This is a genomic window from Microvirga sp. Mcv34 (genome assembly GCF_024519725.1).
Classification (GTDB): domain Bacteria; phylum Pseudomonadota; class Alphaproteobacteria; order Rhizobiales; family Beijerinckiaceae; genus Microvirga.
Map to the genome: position 1 here is coordinate 10,352 of NZ_JALJRK010000031.1, position 19,048 is coordinate 29,399.

15 protein-coding genes are annotated in these 19,048 nt (G+C 57.9%); 4 read left to right on the forward strand and 11 right to left on the reverse strand.

The window, feature by feature from the left end; genetic code table 11:
- The 10 genes from OC446_RS16910 to OC446_RS16955 all read right to left on the reverse strand — a co-directional run.
- A partial coding sequence (locus OC446_RS16910) for a TadE/TadG family type IV pilus assembly protein (protein WP_262030194.1) occupies positions 1-905 on the reverse strand: 905 nt, incomplete at its 3' end.
- A gap of 286 nt (positions 906-1,191) precedes the next feature.
- Positions 1,192-3,162 (reverse strand): TadE/TadG family type IV pilus assembly protein, encoded by a 1,971-nt coding sequence (locus tag OC446_RS16915; RefSeq protein ID WP_262030195.1) that lies wholly within the window; start codon positions 3,160-3,162, stop codon positions 1,192-1,194.
- 176 nt (positions 3,163-3,338) lie between these two features.
- A complete protein-coding gene (locus tag OC446_RS16920; protein WP_262030196.1) occupies positions 3,339-4,211 on the reverse strand; it encodes a type II secretion system F family protein in 873 nt (290 codons plus the stop codon).
- 74 nt (positions 4,212-4,285) lie between these two features.
- Positions 4,286-5,077 (reverse strand): type II secretion system F family protein, encoded by a 792-nt coding sequence (locus tag OC446_RS16925; RefSeq protein WP_262030197.1) that lies wholly within the window; start codon positions 5,075-5,077, stop codon positions 4,286-4,288.
- A 194-nt stretch (positions 5,078-5,271) separates the two neighbouring features.
- On the reverse strand, positions 5,272-6,801 hold the full coding sequence (locus tag OC446_RS16930; RefSeq protein WP_410055085.1) for a CpaF family protein: 1,530 nt from the start codon (positions 6,799-6,801) through the stop codon (positions 5,272-5,274).
- Positions 6,802-6,827: 26 nt separating this feature from the next.
- Positions 6,828-8,114, reverse strand: coding sequence for a CpaE family protein (locus tag OC446_RS16935; RefSeq protein WP_262030199.1), 1,287 nt, complete (start codon positions 8,112-8,114; stop codon positions 6,828-6,830).
- Between the two features lie 19 nt (positions 8,115-8,133).
- The gene (locus tag OC446_RS16940; protein WP_262030200.1) at positions 8,134-8,853 is read right to left on the reverse strand and encodes a CpaD family pilus assembly protein; all 720 of its coding nucleotides are present in this window, start codon (positions 8,851-8,853) and stop codon (positions 8,134-8,136) included.
- 29 nt (positions 8,854-8,882) lie between these two features.
- The gene (locus OC446_RS16945; protein WP_262030201.1) at positions 8,883-10,409 is read right to left on the reverse strand and encodes a type II and III secretion system protein family protein; all 1,527 of its coding nucleotides are present in this window, start codon (positions 10,407-10,409) and stop codon (positions 8,883-8,885) included.
- 29 nt (positions 10,410-10,438) lie between these two features.
- A complete protein-coding gene (cpaB, locus tag OC446_RS16950; RefSeq protein WP_262030202.1) occupies positions 10,439-11,251 on the reverse strand; it encodes a Flp pilus assembly protein CpaB in 813 nt (270 codons plus the stop codon).
- Between the two features lie 112 nt (positions 11,252-11,363).
- Positions 11,364-12,146 (reverse strand): hypothetical protein, encoded by a 783-nt coding sequence (locus OC446_RS16955; RefSeq protein WP_262030203.1) that lies wholly within the window; start codon positions 12,144-12,146, stop codon positions 11,364-11,366.
- A gap of 268 nt (positions 12,147-12,414) precedes the next feature.
- Between OC446_RS16955 and OC446_RS16960 the strand changes: the two genes are divergently transcribed.
- A complete protein-coding gene (locus OC446_RS16960; protein ID WP_262030204.1) occupies positions 12,415-12,813 on the forward strand; it encodes a hypothetical protein in 399 nt (132 codons plus the stop codon).
- Positions 12,814-12,866: 53 nt separating this feature from the next.
- Here the strand turns inward: OC446_RS16960 and OC446_RS16965 are convergent, their stop codons facing one another.
- Positions 12,867-15,224, reverse strand: a complete 2,358-nt coding sequence (locus tag OC446_RS16965) for a type IA DNA topoisomerase (RefSeq protein WP_262030205.1) — start codon at positions 15,222-15,224, stop codon at positions 12,867-12,869.
- Positions 15,225-15,535: 311 nt separating this feature from the next.
- Here OC446_RS16965 and OC446_RS16970 point away from each other — a divergent pair, with 311 nt between their 5' ends.
- From OC446_RS16970 to OC446_RS16980, 3 genes are all read left to right on the forward strand, one after another.
- Entirely contained in the window at positions 15,536-16,222 is a 687-nt protein-coding gene (locus OC446_RS16970; protein ID WP_262030206.1) for a hypothetical protein, read from the forward strand.
- 568 nt (positions 16,223-16,790) lie between these two features.
- Positions 16,791-17,645: a hypothetical protein gene (locus tag OC446_RS16975; protein ID WP_262030207.1), complete on the forward strand. Its 855-nt coding sequence runs from the start codon at positions 16,791-16,793 to the stop codon at positions 17,643-17,645.
- 9 nt (positions 17,646-17,654) lie between these two features.
- Positions 17,655-18,905, forward strand: a complete 1,251-nt coding sequence (locus tag OC446_RS16980; RefSeq protein ID WP_262030208.1) for a serine protease — start codon at positions 17,655-17,657, stop codon at positions 18,903-18,905.
- The last annotated feature ends 143 nt before the right edge of the window (positions 18,906-19,048 follow it).

Genomic DNA, 19,048 nt, shown 5'->3' on the forward strand with positions numbered 1-19,048 from the left:
AAGCTGTCACCTGTATAGGAGAGACCCAGCGGATGGACGATGGTGAAGACGACATTGTGATAAGCCGTCTGCTTGTTGATCCCGCCTCGATCAGGATCACCGCTGTCGGTGACCCCGAACGTCGTTGCGGGCAGCGCCTGAGGATTGCAAGGAGCAGTGCATCCGGGCGGCTGCGCCTGTCCGCCGACCTGGCCAGTGGCTGAGTTCAGGGTAAGCCCCGCCGGCATGTTGGCACCGACGCTATAGGTATAGGAGGGCCAACCTTTAGAGGCCTGCAGGTTGAACGGCAGCGACGGTGAGGCTTGACCCGCCCAGATTTCCGCAGTCGCCGGACCCGTAAGGGCCAATTGGTCGGCCTGAGCGAAGGCATTTGAGGTCACCGCTGCGGACGAAGCGGTCACCGTGCAGTCCTTCTTCAGAAGGGACATGAACACACATTTGTAGCCGACCTGGGCGTTGACGACGTACCGGCCGGTATACTTGTCGATCTCGACCGATCCCACAACTTGCGGCGGATTAGCTGGGTCGAAGCCCATCTGTGTGAAGTTCGATGCCAGAAGCTTCTGGGCCTCGGCCTGCGGATCGAAGGCGCGGCGATCAGCCCCGTACTGGCCAGCATTGAGGCACCCGGTATCCAGGGTGTAACCGCCGGAGCCGTTGTTAGTACGGATCGTATCCAGACAAGCGTTGATCCGCTGGGTGATCGTTTGGCTGATGGAGTCCACCGACCCCTGCAGGTCATTGTGGAGTGCGGAGGCGCGGGAATAGTCGTAGGCTACACCTGCGGCCGGGATGATGACGGGTAATGTCAGGGCGAAGATGATAGCGACGTTACCCCGAGTCTCTCTAAAGAAGGATCGGATTGCGTGGGTTCCCGACCCCGCTCCATTGCGGCGGCTGTCCATGGCTGGTCCTAGTTGTTGGGGGTCAAGGCCGGCCAGGTCACTCGCCAGCGATTGGATCGGCGAGATTATAAGTCATCTTGGGCGAATTATAAAACAGTAAATATACACTTTATTGCCGTTGGAGGAGCATCAACCTCTTTAGAACCGCGTATTCCCTGACCCCGCTGTCCGACCACCGCCGAGTGTCGCGGCAATTTCGAATCACGCAGCAATTTATCGTGCCCGACAAAAGAAAGGGCGGTCCGAAGACCGCCCTCCTGTTTTCATATGACGCTTGGCTCGAAAGTTAGCTGGTCGGGTTGCCATAGCTGTCGAAACACTGGGTACCCTGCGCCCGGGTCATCCCCCACCCGTTGTCGCGCTTCCAAACGGCACAGTACGGCGGAGGAAGTGGAGGAGGTGCGCTGTTGTTGAACTCCGCGATGTCAGAGATGTCGTTGAGATTGACGTTGCTGGAGCAGTAGGATCCTTGGCGGCCGTTCCACAGAACATCCCGATGGTAGTTGACGAACTCGCAGAGCTCGCTACGGGCGAAGTCGCGGAGCTCCTCCATTTTGGCCTTAGAGATATAGCGCGAGGACTCAACCCTCCCGTAGGTCTGCGGCTCTCCAGGGGAGACCGGGTATGCGTCTGTCCTTGGCCCGGGTCCATAGATATTCAGGTCGGAATTCGAGCCGCAGGAGACGTGGACCCGCCTTTGGTGGTTACAGCCATACTTGCAGTGTACGGAATTATAGGTCAGATCCACCCAGGCAATCCACTTTTCCTTGCCGCAGTCGTAACGAGTGACTTTGTTATTGGGCTCTAAGAGATACCGTACGGGGAATGTGACGGTGCGTTCTGTGTCGTCAACGACCGTGACGTTGAAGTATCCAGACCTATCATCCTTGTTTGTAGGCCGCCCGTAAACGGTACCGTCAAACCGGCCGTCCGACCCGTTGCCCGCGCACTTCAATCCTGCCGGGAGACCTGAACAATAGGCGCGAAGGGTGCCCCAGCCACCCGTTCCTTCGAAGGCCTGCGTTATGTTGATATCGTCCTGAATTTCGCCGGTAATTTGTTTGAGCGCACGCCCATAGAGCGGCGGCAGACGGAAGTTGTATGGAATCTGGGTAGAAGCCGTTAGACCGCGGCCGTCGCGAATTGTAACGGTGATCACACCAGAGATCGACTGCTGGTCCTTGGAGAGATTCGGCTGTCCCTTGATCACGCCGGTCGTGGCATCGCATGTAAACGGATTGTTCGAATGACCCGACGGAAGACCGGAGCAGGAGTATGTATAAGGTCCCTTTCCGCCGGAGCGGACCGGCGTCTTCGTGTAGGTATAGTGACCGGCTGCGACGATCGTATCGAAGCTGTCACCTGTATAGGAGAGACCCAGCGGATGGACGATGGTGAAGACGACATTGTGATAAGCTGTCTGCTTGTTGATCCCGCCTCGAGCAGGATCGCCGCTGTCAGTGACACCGAACGTCGTCGGGGGTAACGTCTGAGGGTTGCACGGAGCAGTGCAGCCAGGTGCCTGAGCCTGTCCACCTACCTGTCCGGACGTGGAATTTACGGTCAAACCAGACGGAAGGTTCGCACCCACACTGAAGGTATAGGCGGGCCATCCCTTTGAGGCCTGTAGATTGAAGGGCAATGAGGGGGATGACTGGCCGGCCCAGATCTCAGCTTTTGCGGGACCTGTGAGCGCCAGTTGGTCGGCCTGAGCAAAGGCGTTCGAGGTCACCGCGGCGGACGAGGCGGTGACGGTGCAGTCCCTCTTGAGAAGGGACATGAACACGCACTTGTAGCCAACCTGGGCGTTGACGACGAACCGGCCGGTGTATTTGTCGATCTCGACCGATCCCACAACTTGCGGAGGGCTGGCGGGATCGAAGCCCGTTTGGGTGAAATTCTCAGCCAGAAGCTTTTGAGCTTCCGCCTGCGGGTCGAAGGTGCGGCGATCCGCTCCGTAGTGACCGGCATTCAGACAGCCATTGTCCAAGGTGTACCCCCCAGATCCATTGTCCGTCCGGATCGTGTCTAGGCAGGCATTGATCCGCTGGGTGATTGTCTGGCTGATCGAGTCCACTGACCCCTGGAGGTCGTTATGCATCGCGGAAATGCGGGAATAGTCGTAGGCGACACCTGCTGCTGGGATGAGAACTGGTAGTGTCAGGGCAAAAATAAGGGCGACGTTGCCCCCGGTATCTTTGGAGAAGGATCGGATCGCGTGAGCTGCCGAGCGCGCTCCGTTGCGGCGGTTGTCCATGACTGGTCCTGATGGTTTGGAGGTCAGAGCCAGCCAGGTCACTCGCCAGCGATTAAGTAGGTGAGATTATAAGCCAAGTTTGGCGAATTATAAACCGGACGATTGGCACTCTAACACGATGAGAGGGGCATTGAGCCCCTCAAAAGTCGCGAAGATCAGAGCTGTTCGGTAAGCGGTTAGAGACCGCCGCTCATCATCTTGATCAAGAGTGGGCTGATGATGATCGTAATCAAGACCGGAAGGAGGGTCAGGATCATCGGAATCGTGAGTTTGGGACCCATCTGGGCTGCTCGACGTTCCGCCTCGTTCATCCTATCAAGGCGGCCCTCATCTGCCAGAGTTTTAAGCGCATCGCCGATGGGCGTCCCGTTCATCTCCGCCTGAATAAGGGTGGACGCGAAGTTTCGGACCGGGGTCAGATCAACCCGCTTGTAAAGGTTCTCGTAGGCCTGTCGCCGGGAGGAGAGATAGGCCATCTCAGCTAGCAGGATCCTGAGTTCTTCAGCAAGCGGAAACGACTGATGCCCAATTTTGTCCGAGACCTTACGGATTGAGGGCTCGATTGAGATTCCCGACCTCACGCAGATGTTCAGGAGATCCAACGCGTCGGGCCATGCCATCCTGATAGACTCCTGACGCCGCTCGATGGCCCGGCTCAGAAAGATGTCCGGCAGCTTCAAGCCTGCAAAGCCCATGAAAGCAATGAGAGCGACCTGAAAGAAGAGATTTCCCTCAAGTGCTCCTGTCACGAACAGGTAGGCCGTCGTCATAAGCGTCAATGAGACAGGAATGATGAACCTAGCAAACAGGAGGCTTACCTCATGAGCGGGCGAACGAAACCCAGCCTGAACCAAACGATCACGGGCGTCGTCGGTGCCCAGGTAGCGCGCGAGATGGAGGCGGGTGACGATCCTCCGAACCTGACGTCCGGGCATGAACCTGACGCGATCGCCGTCGGCTTGGCCTGAAGCGCGGAGTTTGTCCGGCTGGGTATCTTCCAGACGGCGGCGCCTGACATTGCCGACGCTTTCCGGTTCGAAGACCTGCATGATGAGCATGCCGACAGCGGTGAGGGTGATAGTCAGAAAGACGATGGTGAGTGCCTGGTGCATGACGAGAGCCCTTAGATTTTGACCTTCATGAACGATCTCATGAGGAGGGCACCCAGTCCGGCCCAAAGGATACAGCCGCCAAGAACTACGTGTCCGAGGGTCGTGTAGAACAGTGGCTCCAAATATTCTGGCGAGATGAACTGGACAGCCACCATCACCACAACAGGTACCGCCGCAATGATGTAGGCGGACATCTTGGGCTGAGCGGCGAGCGACTTTACCTTTTCCCGCATTTGCTTACGGGCTCGCATCATATTCGCCAGAGTGTTCAAGGTGTCCGCTAGGTTTGAGCCGGCCGATTGCTGAATTTCGATCAGAGTGATGAAGAAGTTGGTTTCCGAGGACGGGACGGTCAGGCGCATCCTGGCTACGGAGTCCGCGATGGTCATTCCGACCGCCTGGGCCTGCATCACGGCCTGAAATTCAGTCCGCAGAGGCTCCTCCGCCTCAGTTGCAATGGTGTTCAGGCAGGTTCGGATCGGGAGGCCGGATCGAAGGCCGCGGATGATGATATCCAACCCGACCGGAAACTGCTCAAGGAACTGCTGGATCCGCTTCTCGCGCAGACGGGAAACGTACATTTTCGGCCAGATGAGCGGGGCGAGGAGGGTAGCCACCGCCGTCGCCAGCAGGTTCATGGACGCAAGGTAGACCACGACCGAGGTGATAACCACTCCCGACGCCATCATGAGGTAATAGCGCTGGTTGGTCCAGTCTAAGCCGGCCTGCTTGATGAGAACCTCAATCGGGAGGTTTTTACGGTCCTTCTCCTCGGCCTGGAGATCCTCGAGATTGTGGATCACCGCACGGCGGCGCCGGCGGTCCACCACAGCGCGGGCGCTGGCGGCGGCCCCATCCTTCGTGAGTTTCGCCAGTCGCTGCGTTGAGACGGACTCGTCGGCAATCTTCGGGGATAGCAGCGCGTAGGCTACTGATCCGATGGCGATAAAACTGCAGACGCCGATTATGGCTTGGGACAAGATCATGAGCTTGCTCGCTAGACGCCGGACGAGAGGATTTTCTGGAGCCGCTCACCCTCACCATAGAAGGCTGCCTTCTCGAAGAACTTGGGCTTGATCGTTCCGGAGAACTTGTGGTGGCCGACCAATCGGCCGCGGTCGTCCTCGCCGGTCGTCACATACTCCATCAGCGGCTGCATGGAGATGGTCTCACCCTCCATTCCGGTGATCTCGGAGATGTTTGTGATTCGGCGCGATCCGTCAGGCAGGCGATTTACCTGAACGATGACGTGTACGGATTCAGCGATCATCTCTCGGACATTTCTCACGTTCAGGTTGGGCTTGCCCATGATGACCATGGATTCCATACGACTGAGGGCCAGCCGGGGATCGTTCGCATGGAGAGTGCCCATGGACCCTTCGTGACCGGTGTTCATCGCCTGGAGGAGGTCAAACATCTCCTCGCCGCGAACCTCACCGATGATGATGCGGGTCGGGCGCATACGCAGGCTGTTCCTGACGAGGTCCTGCATAGAGACTTCGCCGGTGCCTTCCAACCCTGGCGGGCGGGTTTCCATCGTCACCACGTGAGGCTGCTGAAGCTGAAGCTCGGCAGTATCTTCGCACGTAACGATCCGCTCACCGTTGTTGATGAACGCCGTCAGGGTGTTGAGAAGCGTCGTCTTACCAGAGCCCGTACCGCCCGAGACGATTACATTCAGACGGCATTTGCCGATGATCTTGAGGAGCTCGGCACCATCCGGGTGAATGGCTCCGTATTTGACGAGATCGTTAAGCGTCAGGCGGTCGCGCTTGAATTTACGGATGGTGATCGTCGTATGCTTGGTCAGTGGGGGAACGATCACATTGACGCGGGAACCGTCATTCAGGCGGGTGTCGCACATCGGGGTCGCTTCATCGACCTTGCGGCCCCGCTGCATGACGATGCGTTGGGCAATGTTGAACAGGTGGGCTTCGTCAGTGAAGCGGCAGTTTGGAGCGGGTTCGATCTTGCCGCCGACTTCGATGAAAACCTCGGTCGGACCGTTGATCATGATGTCGGCGATATCGTCGCGATCCAAGAGAGGCTGCAGAGGACCGAAGCCAAGGATATCGTCAACGAGGTCTCTGAGCATCTGGTCTTGCTCAGCCTTGGACAGAGGCAACTCCAGGTCGACCATCATCTGCCTGGCCGACTCTTGGATCTCTGCGGCGGCCTGGGCATTGTCCAGTGCCCCGAGCCGCTGCATCATTTCCGGCGAAGCAAGGAGCTGATCGTTGATCTGCTTCTTGTATTCATAGTAGTTCGCCGAAACGACAGCATCCGGCACAATCGAAGGAATCATGCTGCTTCTACCGGAAGCCGGAGAGCGCGAAGCCTGAGCCGGCGTGGGAACGACGACTACAGAACCTGTTCCCGGCTTGTTGGACAGGCCGAACCCTCCCACAGGCCGAGGTCCGGAGGTTCCGCCGAAGGCAGGCGCGGCCACACGCGAGGGAGTGGCGGCCACTGGCGTGGAACTGTCGTTGGCGGAGCGAGGGGAAATCTTCTTATTGCCAAAAGCCATGACTGTCTCGATTCAAGGTCTGGGTGTCAGTTGGACTTGGTTCGCTTCGGTACGGCGCTGGAAAGGCGCTGTACCAGTGCGGTGAGTGGCGACGCCTTGGGCACGTTGGACTCCCCAGGAGCATTTGGAGCGACAACGCCAGCCAAGGATCGGGCGAGGTCCTTGAGAGCGATGCTGGCCGGGTTGTTCGGCTGAACCTGCGCCAGCGTTCGTGCGTTCTCGGTCGCCTCGTGATGCAGTGCGCGATCGTAGGCGAGCACAGCATCGGGCTCCAGCCCGCTCAGCGCCTTGGTGATGTCGGCGACCGGTGTATCCGAGCTCTTTGGACCGCCATGCTGGTTGATGATGAGGCGAGGACGCTTTCCGAGACGGTCCAAGGCCGCCACCGCTTCCTGAGCATTGCGGATGCTTAGGAGGGTAGGGGTGACCACCAGGATGATCTCAGTCGAGACCTGTAGGGAGAGTGAGGTCCAGTTGGTCCAGACCCGTGGCATATCCAGGACAAGGTTCGTGTTGTCTCGGCGCAGGGTTTCCACAATTCGGGATACGGCGTCCTCGCGGACGTCCCAAGTCTTCTCCAGGGTGGCCGGGGCGGGGAGAATCGCAAGATTGCCATCGCACTGGACGAGCAGGCGCTCAAGGAGGTTCGCGTCAATGCGCTCCGGCGTCAGCAGAGCTTCTGAAATGTCCTGCTTCGGCTCATGATTGAACGTATAGGCCGCAGCTCCGAAACCGAAGTTCAGATCGACCAGAACCGACGATGCTACGATGCTTGCCAGATTGGCAGCGATGTTGGACGCGATTGTCGTGACTCCGGCCCCTCCGACGCTGCCGATGACTGAGGTAACGTGTCCGTGGCCGACCCCAGACTCTTCCGAGTAGATACGCGAAATCGCCCGAACGATATCAAATCGGTCCAGTTCTTCGACAACCAAGTAATCCTGGACGTTTTTGTCCTGAAGGGCGCGATGGATGCGGACGCTATTCTTATGACCGATGACGATGACGTTCGTCGTATCAGCACAATGGTTCGCCAACTCGTCGAGAATGGGGAGGAAGTTCTCCTCGTCCGGCCCGACTTCGAGCACGATCACGCTCGGAGTGCCGTTACCGGACGAGTAGTACGCGATTGCATCGTGAAGCCCACCCTCCAAAAGGTCCGATTTGGCTCGGGTTAGGATCGGATCCTTGAATGCTTCTGCGACAAAGCGAGCAACAGGCTTGCTCTGGCAGAAGGCATCGATGGTGATCCGCGGAACCGGTGCCAGTGGGGTGGCCGTGGAGTGGGTCAGGTGAGGGGTCATGTGGTTCATGAGGAGGGCCTTACCAAGATCAATTCGGAACCGAGGTCGACGTGGTGCTGTCTTCAGTTCCCGATCCCGCAGATTGGGTTGCTGTCGGTTGGCCGGAGACGAAGCGGCGCAGCATCAAGACGCGCTGAGTGGAATCGGGAGCGGTTTCGCGTGCGGGACGGATCGCATCCATCGGGTTCGCCATCTGAGCAGCGAGGTTCTGCTGGTGGGCACAACCGAAGTTGGCGGGAGTGAGGTTCTCCATCCCATTGATCAGGCTGCCCGCGCCAAGATCATCCGGCCAGTCGCCGCAAGCGTGAGGCACACCGGCCTCCAGCTGGACATAGGCGAGCTTGACGGGCTCGACTCGATCGAAATCGAGGCTCTGGTATTTCCTGACCTCGATAGCGGAGCGGGGAACGCCTGCCGTGACAAGATCTTTCACGATGAGATTGGCGAACCGGTCAACTGCGGCGTTGTCGGCGGCCTGCCCCTTGTATGGGGAGGAAACGACGAGGGATGTCTTGCCTGCAGGGATGTAGGCCCGGGCAAAATCCCGGAGGTCAACCCTCTGGCGCGCGTCCAGGCCACTGATTTGGGTCGGATAAACATCCAGGGTCGTAAGTTCATTCTTTAGGACGATGGGGTGGCGATCCCGAATATCCGGGGCATACGGAAGCGCGTAAGCAGGGGGTTCCAGATCTGCGCAGCCAGCCGCCAGAAGGGAAAGGCATGCCGCCGTGGAAAGCTTCTTGAACATGGGAGATCCTTAAACGTAATCGGGCGGCGTCAGTTGATGATGAAACCGGGCTGCTTGAAGATCGGCTTGGCCTCTCTCTTGCCGGTGGTCTTTCGGTTCACCTGGCCGAGGAACACCGCGTTGGGATCTGCCGCCGGAGCAAAGCCATCATCGGGGCGGGCAATCTTCTGAGGCGCGACAGGCTTCGCGAGGTACGGGTTCACGATGATCACCAGTTCCGTCTCCTGGCGCTGGTAGTCGCGGGAGCGGAAGAGCGTTCCGAGAATGGGCAGGTCCATAAGACCGGGAAGGCCATTGACCGCCTGCTTGGTCTGCTGCTGGATCAAACCTGCCGTCACCAATGCACCGCCAGACGGCATTTCGACCGTGGTGTCCTGCTTACGGACCTTGAAACCCGGGATGGCGAGGCTCTGGTTGTTTCCGGCCGGAACAATGATCTGGTTGTTGGGATCGATTTCGGAGACCTCAGTGCCGACCTTGAGATTGATCTTCCCAGAGGACATGACCACCGGCGTAAAGTTGAGGCTCACACCGAACTTCTTATAGGTGATCGTCGGTTGGCAGTTGCTGCCCCCGTCACCGCTACACGAAGTGCCGCTGGGAACCGGCATTTCGCCGCCCACAAGGAAACTGGCCGACTCGCCGGAGATCGCCGTCAGTGTCGGCTCGGCCAAGGTGTGAGCGACACCGGCCTGTTCCATGGCTTCGAGATTGATGGCGTCGCCGCCCGGCCACGTGGCCCCAAGCGCGGTCTTTGCAAGCGAGGAACCCGCCACGGGGTAGGCTGGGGAAAACGCTGCGTTGATTGTTGCGTCCTGCAGGCTCCAGGATCCGGTCCACTTGATGCCGAGCTGCTTCAGGACGTTGCGCTGGATCTCAGCGATCGTCACTTTGAGCATGACCTGATCGCGACCTTTGATCGTGAGGGCGCTGATCACAGGGCCAAGGGAACCATCAGTAGGCGCTCCAGAGGAGATGCCACCGCTCGAGCCGCTCCCTAGGTCGGGAGAACGCACTCCGGCAGTCATATAGGCGGTCGCCACATCAACGGCTTGTTTGGCCTGAATATCGGAATCGACCTCGCCCGAGAGGATCACGGAATTGCCGATCATCTTGGTCCGGATGGTGGATCCAGGGATGACCTCGCGCAGAACCTCCTCAAGGCGCCCAGTGTCACGGGAAACCTGCACCGTATAGCTGGTGATCCTGCGCCCCTCCGCGTCCATGACGTAGATCTGCGTCTCGCCCTCACCCAGGCCGAGGAGCATCATCTTGCGTTCGGAGCGGATGGTTGCCTGGACTACGTTCGGGTTCGTGACGATTACGTCGCGGGCATCAGCCTTGAGGTCGAGGAACGTGGATTTGCCAATCCCGACGGTGATAGCGCTCCTGGCGACGTTTACGGCGGTAGAGCCGCTCAAAGGGTCGGCCACGGGATCAGCTGCCTGAGCCGGGGAAGCCAGACCGATCCCGATCCCGAGGGCTAGGAGCGGCGCGGCTCCGCGAAGGAAAGCGCTTTGAACATTCCAAGCGCCCGGGTTCCTGGTGATTGTCATTATCATTGTCCGAATTTGAGGTAGCAATATCAGTTCAGAGTGGACGAGACGCCGAAACGGATGAGCTGGATGTCGGCAGCCTTGGCTGGTGCGGCAGCAGCGGAGGCCTCAAGCGTCTCCGGCTGCTTCTCGCGCATCGGGCGGAGGGCGAACGACAGGGTTCCGTTTCTCTGGGCCTTGTTGACCGAGACGATTTGCTCGGGGGTGAGCTCCAGGGTGGCCGTGCTCCCGATCATGGCGTGGGTGCCGTCGGTCTTCTCGATGTTCTGGTCGATGGCGATGACCCGGATGTCCTGCATGAGGATCGTGGAGTCGATGTCGGTCTTGCCGGGAAGGGGGGCCTGGCCGGTGACGTAGATATCAACTCGGTCGTTCGGCAGGATCATGCCGCCGGCGGCGTTGGCGCCACCCGCGTCAAGGCGGATGGAGAAGGCCCGGTAACCTTCGGGCAGCGCGGTAGCCACGAAACCGGATTTATCAGACCGGATCAGGCGGGCCTCGGCGATGAGCTCGCCCTTCATGAGGGTCGCCGTTGCGGTGGCCTTCTCGAATGTAGTGAAGGCGTCAGGCTGATTGTCGCGCGTAATGGCATGAGGCGGGACCGACGTTTTCGGCCAAGTCTGCCACGTCATCATTGCCGGATTGATCTGCTGACCAATCTTAATGTCCTCGTTGGCAACCAGAACCTCCGTCAACTCCCGCGGATCGGGAGCGGGGGGAGCCTGAACAACGTTCTCAGGCGCCAGAGGAGGGGGCTCCGGTGTCATGGCGTTTGAGATGATGAAGGCGAAGGAAGCCGATACGGCTGCAATTCCCAAAAACAGTGCGTTCTTCTTCTTCATGAGCCGTATCCGATTTCCATTATGATTCGAGTTCGCCGAATTAAACTGCTGTTGCCCTCCTTTTATATCTTTTTACCGCACGACAACTCGGTTTTTTGTGAGGGCAGGGCCTTTATTCAGCGTTCCAATGGTTAACGGTGAGCGCCGCTGCCGTGGCGGCCGCCAGGGTCAGGACCGGGTCGGAGAATATCTGGCTCTGTTGCTCGACGGCGGCGTAGGCCTCAACCGCATAATCGTAGACGACATAGTCGCGTCCGCGCTCGGTCGCAGCGGTTTGGCTTTCCTGGGGATTGGACTGGCTGGCCACATCCTTGAGAGTGATGAGGGTGTCCAGAAGCTCCATTTCGGTCAGCCCACGCTCAAATCCTGCCTTGATGACGGTCGTGCTCGCCGCATGGGACAGACGCAGAAGGGAGTGGGACCAAGGAAGGGTAAGGCGGAACCCCCGCCCCGAGGGGCGGATCGAGCAGCCGGCCCGCACGATGATCCCGGTATCAGGGCTAAACCATTGGCAGGGTCTGCAGATTGCAGCGAATGCGAGCGCTTGTGCAGTTGCGGTAAGGTTTGGATCAAGGACCGTTCCTGCTGCCGCCTTTCGTACACTGGAATCCCAGACGAGGTCCCTCAAGCCAGACATTGCTGGTGGCAGATCAACCATGAGGGGTCTTTTGCCGGGAAGGGACAGCGACGAGAGGGCAAACTGGGTGCGCTCGAGGACCCCGTCTGTGTCATCGGCAGCCAACAGTGCGGAACGTGCGTGGCGCATGATTTGCGTTTGGGCAGCGTTGGCGACTTTGCTCTCGTCGGATAGCGCCAGGCCCGCATATACATAGCGCATATCGAGAACGTCATTTTCGTTCTGGGCAGTGGCACTTCGGTTGACGAGGAGGCTCATGGACCTCGCAAGGATCTCAGCTGAAGCGGCACGGGCGCTCAAGAGAGCTGGTTCATAATTGCCATCTGAAGAGGAACTGACCCCTCGGTCATAGACGATTTCGAAGCTGGATCGCAGGAACGGGGTACGGGAGGTCTCTCGAATCATGGCGTTTGTTCTGCCCTTTTTTGGCTCAGATGAACGCCAATATCGCGCATTACCGGTGTCGCGCCATGACTTTTAATGTGATATTCCGAATTAAAGTTAGCAGCCAAAAAGGAGGTAGCGAATGGCTGACGAGACCTTCAGCGATGTCAAAGACCTGGTTCCGATAAGCGCCACAGGCGACGAGGAACCGGCCCCGTCGTACCCGGAGGATGTTACAGAGAGACTGGTCCCGGCCGAGGGTGATTTGCCGCCTCCGGAAGGCTTCACACCTAAGGAAATCCAGTCCTCGATCTATGGTGCGTCGGTCCAGATCTATAATAGCCGTCCGGACCATCAGGATTATGAGGGCAAAGTCCAGGCGGTTACTGACGCTGCAACATTATTTGCACTCTGCGGCAACAAGCAGTTGGTTGCGACGATGTTTGAGGAAATCACAGCGGAGCACGCCCACCCGTATGATGTTTTTGCACGAGCGCAGAGTGAAATAGAGGGCATGTTCATCCTCCCAAGCGAGAGCTAAGGAAAAGGCCGGGGAAACCCGGCCTTCTTCGTTAGGATGGATCGGTTTGCAGCCTATTTCTTCGCCCCCGCAAACCGTCTGGCCGGCGCTCCCGCTGGCCGCTTCTGGCCTCCCGCTTTTGCGGCTGCGGGTCTACCTCCAGAACTGCCATTAGCGGCTTTCTTGGCAAAGGCAGCGTCGAGAAACTTGCTGGCTGTGGTCTTCGACACGGCATCCGGGTATCCGTCTGGCGGAGTAGCGCCCTGATCGACGAGTTTCTTGACCCAGGCCATCTGGCTGTCGCTTGCAGGTTCGGACCCGCGCTTTTTGTCAGCCTCGTCGACGAACTTTTTGAGGGCGGCGCGATCCTGCTTGATGGCATCCGGCAGGGGTGTGTTGGTGGCCTGGGCAAGCCTTTGGGCTTTGTCCAGGAGCCAATCGCCGCTTCCTTCCCCGTTTTGGGGTGTTCCGTTGTGCTGGTCGATGAAGGCTTTACAGGCTTTGAAGTTGTTCGTGACCTCTCGGGGGAGAGGGATGTTCTTCCGGCCGGCGATGGTCTGGGCGAATTGAACCATGGCTTTGGTAGGAGGAGTGGCCACTGCTGCGGTGACAGACCCCTTCTTCTGTTTGATGCTTGGAATGAGGGTATAGGCGACCTTAGAGATTTCCTTGATGACCTGGTCGGCGCTTGCTTTGCCGCTCAAGATATCGTCGAGGCGCGCTTCCATGCGGGCGGTTGCGCCAGGATCGACGATCACAGGGGCGGCAGAGGCCAGGATCTGGTAGAGCTGCATGCCAAGCTCGGTCGGGACGAGGTTCTTCTTCTGAACCGTGATTTGCCCCTGGAGCTTGAGACCCTCGATGATGGTGTCACGGGTAGCAGGGGTTCCAATACCCTTGGCTTCCTTGAGACGCTCCCGCTCGGCGGGGTCGTCCACGAATTTCCAAGCCTCCTGCATGGCCTCGATCAGGCTGCCTTCGGTGTAGCGCGGGGGCGGCTTGGTCATCTTAACCTGAACTTCCGTCTCACGCGCCTTCACAGGCTCGCCATTCTTCAGGGGAGGAAGCTTGGTTTCCTCCTCGTCCTCGTCTGACTTGTCCTCGAAGATCTCTTTCCAGCCAGCGAAGACCGGAACGGAGCCGGTCACCGAGAAGGTGAACTTGCCAGGGGGCACCGGAGGGGCCTGCACGTCGACCCAAACCTTGGTCTGGTCGTAGATGTGCTGCTCGCCGATCGCTGCGAGGAAGGTCCGGGCAATCAGGTCGAAGAGGCGCTTCTGGTCCGGATTGAGCTGGCCGACCGTTTTGGCGAAACCGCCCGGGCAGTTGATGTTCGGAATGATGGCATGGTGAGAGATGCCTTCAAGCTGCTTGTCCGAGAACACCCCGCTCTTGCCTTTCCGGATCACCGGAGCCTTCAGCGAGTAGGAGGCATAATCGGAAACCTCCTTGAGCATCTCGAGGAGAGGAGCTGCCTGCGGGATCAAGCTCTCATTAAGGTAGCGGGACTCGGATCGTGGATACGTGATGATCTTGAAGGTCTCGTAGAGGTCCTGAGCGGTGTCGAGGGTCTTTTTTGCCGTCCAGCCCCATTGAGAGGCGCGCTTCTGGAGGGTCGGCAGGTCCATCGGCTTGGCAGGCGACCGTTCTTTCCGCTCGGTCTTCACGTGGACCGGGCCGGAATAGGCCTTTGCCGCCTCCGCGATCTGGTCAGCGGTGCCTCGGATGAAAATGCGGTTCTCATCAGAGGGCCGATAGAAGAGATCGGCGCTGCCCGAGGCCCCTAAGACGTTCAGCCGAACCTCGAAATACTCCTTCGGAACGAAGTTACGGATCTCAAGCTCGCGCCGGCAGAGGATACCGAGGGTAGGGCTGCGGACGCGCCCGATCCCGACGGGCTTCTTGCTCCCCTCAGGGCGGAGATTGTTGGTCGCAACGCGGGTCAGGGAGAGATTGTAGATCTGGTCGCCCTGCTGACGGGCGACGAAGGCATCGTACATGCCCTGATATTCGGAATTGGGTTTGAGCGACTTGAAGGCCGTTTGCAGGGTTGTCGGGTCCTGCGCCGTGAACATGGCCCTACGGACGCGCCCCTTGAATTTAAGAAACTCCAGAAGGCTTTGACCGATACCCTGGCCTTCGCGATCGCAGTCGGTGGCGATGATCACCTCGTCAGCGGAAGAGAGTGCTCGCTTGATCTTGTCGAGCGCCTCCTTCTTGCCGCCACCCTCGCCGGGAACATAGCCGTAGCGGCCTCCCTGCGGGTAGAGGAGATCGTCAGTCCATTTCTCCCAGGCCGGATTGACCTCACCTGGAAGCTGCAGCCGGAGCAGGTGTCCTTGGGCGGCGAGTACCTGCCCATAGGTGTTTCCAACCGCCGTGACGATGTCACGGGCTTGGGATGGTTTTTCGCAAATGACTACGGAGGGCATGAATGGCGTGTTCTGCTATCGTTCTGGAATCAACCGGTACCATGCTCGGGGTTTGTGGACGAGAGCACGGGTGTCACAGACTACATTTTATTTCGGATTGGCGCTACTAAACTCGGCCGCTAATGATGTGTGAACAGGTCCGAGTGGCGAAGCAAAGTCCGCTTTCTGTCTGCAGGAAGTAGTGGATTGGCGACGGCACACCTACCGCTCGGGTAGGGAACTGTTACAAGGCTGGCACCAACAGAGATCGATCCCACATGCGTACCCTACTCGCCTTCTCACTCTCCCTAATCATCGGAACCGGAGCAGCCTTGGCCGCCGATCCGGAGATCGTCGACGTCACCGGCATTGCGCCTGGGGAAAAGCTCATCCTGAAACGCTGGCCGGACCCCAAGTCGCACAAGGTCGGCGAGGTTTCGCACGATGCCAAGTGGCTCAAGGTCAGCGCGTGCAATAACGTCAACGCGGCCGGTAAGGTCATCATGGACGAGGACCCGGCATCACGGGGCCTCCCCCGCTTCTGCTACGTGAGCCAGGGGGACGATGACGGCGGCTGGGTTCCGACCCAGTTCATCAAGGCGAGCACGACGCCACCGCCGCGTGAGAAATCATCGGACACTTCCGGCTACCCTGCGGACGTAGTCGAGGCCTTCAAGGGGAACCTGGACTCCTGCGATGTTTTCAAGCTTCGGAAGGGCTTTGCCACGAATGAGCATGACCTGAACGGGGACGGGCTCAAGGACTGGATCATTGACTACGGCAATTTGGTCTGCGACGGCATGCATTCGATGTTTAGCGGCAGTGCCGGAAGCCTCACCCAGGTCCTGATCTCGACGGGTCCAAACAAATGGACTGAGAGGTTCAACGAGTACGTCCGCGGGTATAAGGTCGTGAACCGCGGTGGGAAGGCCAGTTTCACCCTGGAACTACACGGCTCGGCCTGCCGGAAATCGGGAGCGGCGGCGTGCTCAAAGTCCGTCAGCTTCACTAACCGCTAGAACAGCACATCGTCTCTCAAAACGTCCTTTTGACGGATCTGCTATGAATGTGGGGGATTCGTACTACGTAGGGCGCTATTCTCCCAGGCGGGATTGACCTTGCCTGGGAGCTGCAGCCGCATCAGGTTTCCTGCGGCAAGCACCTGCCCATAGGTGTTCCCAACCGCCGTGACGATGTCACGGGCTTGGGATGATTTTTCGCAAATGACTACAGAGGGCACGAGTGGCGTGTTCTACTTTCATTCTGGAATCAACCGGTACCATGCTCTGATTTCCGGACGCGAGCACGGGCGTTGCGGACTACGACCTACTTCGCCTTCTCCCACTTTATTTCTCCGCCCCGGACCACGCTATCTCACATCCTCAACTTTCTAAGCTGATGTGATCGTCTTGAGGGGCTCGGTGGAAACTGCGCGGCGGGTTAGCTGGCGAAAGCATACTTCAGCATGCTCAGAAGCAGCGGATGCTCTATCATTGCTCAGCGTGCCAAGCTCCTTTGGAATACATCCAAGTCGTTGATCTGCTGCTGACACGATGTCATAGTGATACTCCTTCTAGGGAGGGGAAAATGATCAGTCGTCGCGCCTTTGTCGGGGGTTGCTGTTCGGCCACGTTGCTTTCTTACTCTCCCCGAGTAGCTCGCGCTCAAGGTGGCGTGTTCATTTGTTCTACTCCGGACAGTGTGTCCAGTTCTCGTGACTTCGAGTTGTCACAGTTCGGCACCCAATCTGGGCCTTCTAAATTCGAGCTTGATACACTTAAACAACAATTCGACTTCTCAGATTATGGGACTTCATTCTTGAGGGATCGGTGGCTGGATTCAGATGGACAAACTCCAAACAGTGGAATGATAACTCTTGGCGTCAGTTTTCTGAACGGTTCACCGGCACAGCAGGAGATATTTCGGACTGCGGCGGATGCATGGTTTGTTGGGCCACTGAAAACTCGACTGGCGTTCCGTTACCTTCCATCAAAAGAACGAGGTAAATCGCAGATCCGCGTCGAATTCGATGCACCAGTCAATGAATCCTACATCGGACGAAACTGCCTGAGGGTACCCGATCCTGCTCCAACAATGCGGATATCTGACCTCATGCCGCACGTCATACAGCATGAATGTGGTCACGCATTGGGTCTACAGCACGAGCATCAAAATCCGAATGTCCCCTTTCAGTGGATCCGTGAGGCGGTGATTGCGGATATGGCCCAGCGCGGCTGGTCGGAGCAGAAGACCGTTCAGAACATTCTTGATCGCTACACGAAGAATGCAGCATGCATCGGTGATCCGGGATTCAACGAGAAGTCCATTATGCTCTACCCAATTCCATCTCGATGGACCAATCGGTTCTCGTCGGAAGAAAACATTGTACTGAGCGATCGAGACAGAAAGTGCTTGCAGGGTTTGTATAGCTCAACAAAATGAGGTTTGGTTATGTCGACCGCAGCCAAGCGATTTCTAGCATCGATGATTTGCGGGTTGGCTGGCGTATGCTTTCATTTGATGTCCTCAACTGGAGCTAGCGCGCAACCGGTTGTATATATCCGAGTCATCCCACCAAACGCTGCTGAGCCTATAGAAGAAGGGTCTGGGTTTCTTATCAGTTCAAAGGGATACATCGTCACCGCCCGTCATGTTGTTAAAGCAGCGGTAGAGGGGAAATCCCGTTTAAGGGTGTCACTTAAGCACAAGGATAGCAACCAGATCCCGGCTGATGTGTTCCGCTGTGATCGATCCGAGATGTACCCGGATATCTGTATCATTCGGATCAATGCAGACGTTGTCCCAAGCGAGCGCATCACTGGCATACCGGAGGTCGTTTGTCGCGACCTTAACCGCGGTGAGGATCTGTCAGCATTAGGATACGCTCAGGGAGAAAAGAACACTCTGTTCACGGTTCTCGGTAAGGTGATCGGTGATATTGGACAGTTCGATATGTACCCGTCAAGTCTGCCACTAACGTACGGGATGAGTGGCGGCCCGGTGCAGGATCAAAACGGCAACATTGTCGGTGTTGTAGCTGGTGGCGTAAAAGGCGGGACACACGGGTATTTCACTCCCATTTCTCAGTTCAGCAGCAGGCTACAAGAAGCCGGAGTGCGGTGCACCAATGCACCTAACGACACAGGAAGGCAGGCCCAGTCGCAACCTCACTCAGAACCCCGGTATTTGGGACCTCCTTCGCGTGAGGCTACACTTCAGGCTGAACCTCAGCCGGAATCAGAACCGCTGTATCTAGGGCCACCGCAAGACGCTCGGAGGGCGGCTGCCTTAGAGAAATTGCGAGACATCGATGTAGTTTATTGGCGCAAGAAGCGGGACGAGGGCCTCGTAGAGCGCGTGCTAAGAAAGTACAATATTAGATATACCCCAAGGGAATCTGGTTTCTATGATGGTACTGATTTTAGCCAGGACAAGACAGATTCAATCGCCTGCACGCCGGATGTCCCAGGCAACGTGATCCGAGAATTCGCATTACTGCTCTTTGACGAAGGCGTCCCGCTTAAGTTTATCTCTGAGATGGACAAAGCTAACTCAGCGATCCGCAATAGGTTGACGATCGAGGCGCTGGATCCTGATAACGAGAAAGAGTTGCTTTCTCGGCAGGACATCCTGAATATCAAGCAATGCCCAAGTTGGACGGCTAGAATATACGGTAGGCATTGGCTACGCAGTGCTCGCTAGGGTCTGTTCAAAATGTTTTCACCCAGATTATTCAGGAACGTGTGAAGCCGTAGCGGTATCAACGGCGGGTAGCTCTGTGAGTGCTGACAGGAGATCGGGGGATACGTTAAGCCTGCGCACCTGTGTGTCGATCGTTACGTCAG

Excerpts from the sequence above, each read along its gene's own strand:
- OC446_RS16915 (WP_262030195.1), bottom strand. The coding sequence starts at position 3,162 with ATGGACAACCGCCGCAACGGAGCGCGCTCGGCAGCTCACGCGATCCGA.
- OC446_RS16920 (WP_262030196.1), bottom strand. The coding sequence starts at position 4,211 with ATGCAGGTCTTCGAACCGGAAAGCGTCGGCAATGTCAGGCGCCGCCGT.
- OC446_RS16930 (WP_410055085.1), bottom strand. The coding sequence starts at position 6,801 with ATGGCTTTTGGCAATAAGAAGATTTCCCCTCGCTCCGCCAACGACAGT.
- OC446_RS16935 (WP_262030199.1), bottom strand. The coding sequence starts at position 8,114 with ATGAACCACATGACCCCTCACCTGACCCACTCCACGGCCACCCCACTG.
- OC446_RS16940 (WP_262030200.1), bottom strand. The coding sequence starts at position 8,853 with ATGTTCAAGAAGCTTTCCACGGCGGCATGCCTTTCCCTTCTGGCGGCT.
- OC446_RS16945 (WP_262030201.1), bottom strand. The coding sequence starts at position 10,409 with ATGACAATCACCAGGAACCCGGGCGCTTGGAATGTTCAAAGCGCTTTC.
- cpaB (WP_262030202.1), bottom strand. The coding sequence starts at position 11,251 with ATGAAGAAGAAGAACGCACTGTTTTTGGGAATTGCAGCCGTATCGGCT.
- OC446_RS16955 (WP_262030203.1), bottom strand. The coding sequence starts at position 12,146 with ATGAGCCTCCTCGTCAACCGAAGTGCCACTGCCCAGAACGAAAATGAC.
- OC446_RS16960 (WP_262030204.1), top strand. The coding sequence starts at position 12,415 with ATGGCTGACGAGACCTTCAGCGATGTCAAAGACCTGGTTCCGATAAGC.
- OC446_RS16965 (WP_262030205.1), bottom strand. The coding sequence starts at position 15,224 with ATGCCCTCCGTAGTCATTTGCGAAAAACCATCCCAAGCCCGTGACATC.
- OC446_RS16975 (WP_262030207.1), top strand. The coding sequence starts at position 16,791 with ATGATCAGTCGTCGCGCCTTTGTCGGGGGTTGCTGTTCGGCCACGTTG.
- OC446_RS16980 (WP_262030208.1), top strand. The coding sequence starts at position 17,655 with ATGTCGACCGCAGCCAAGCGATTTCTAGCATCGATGATTTGCGGGTTG.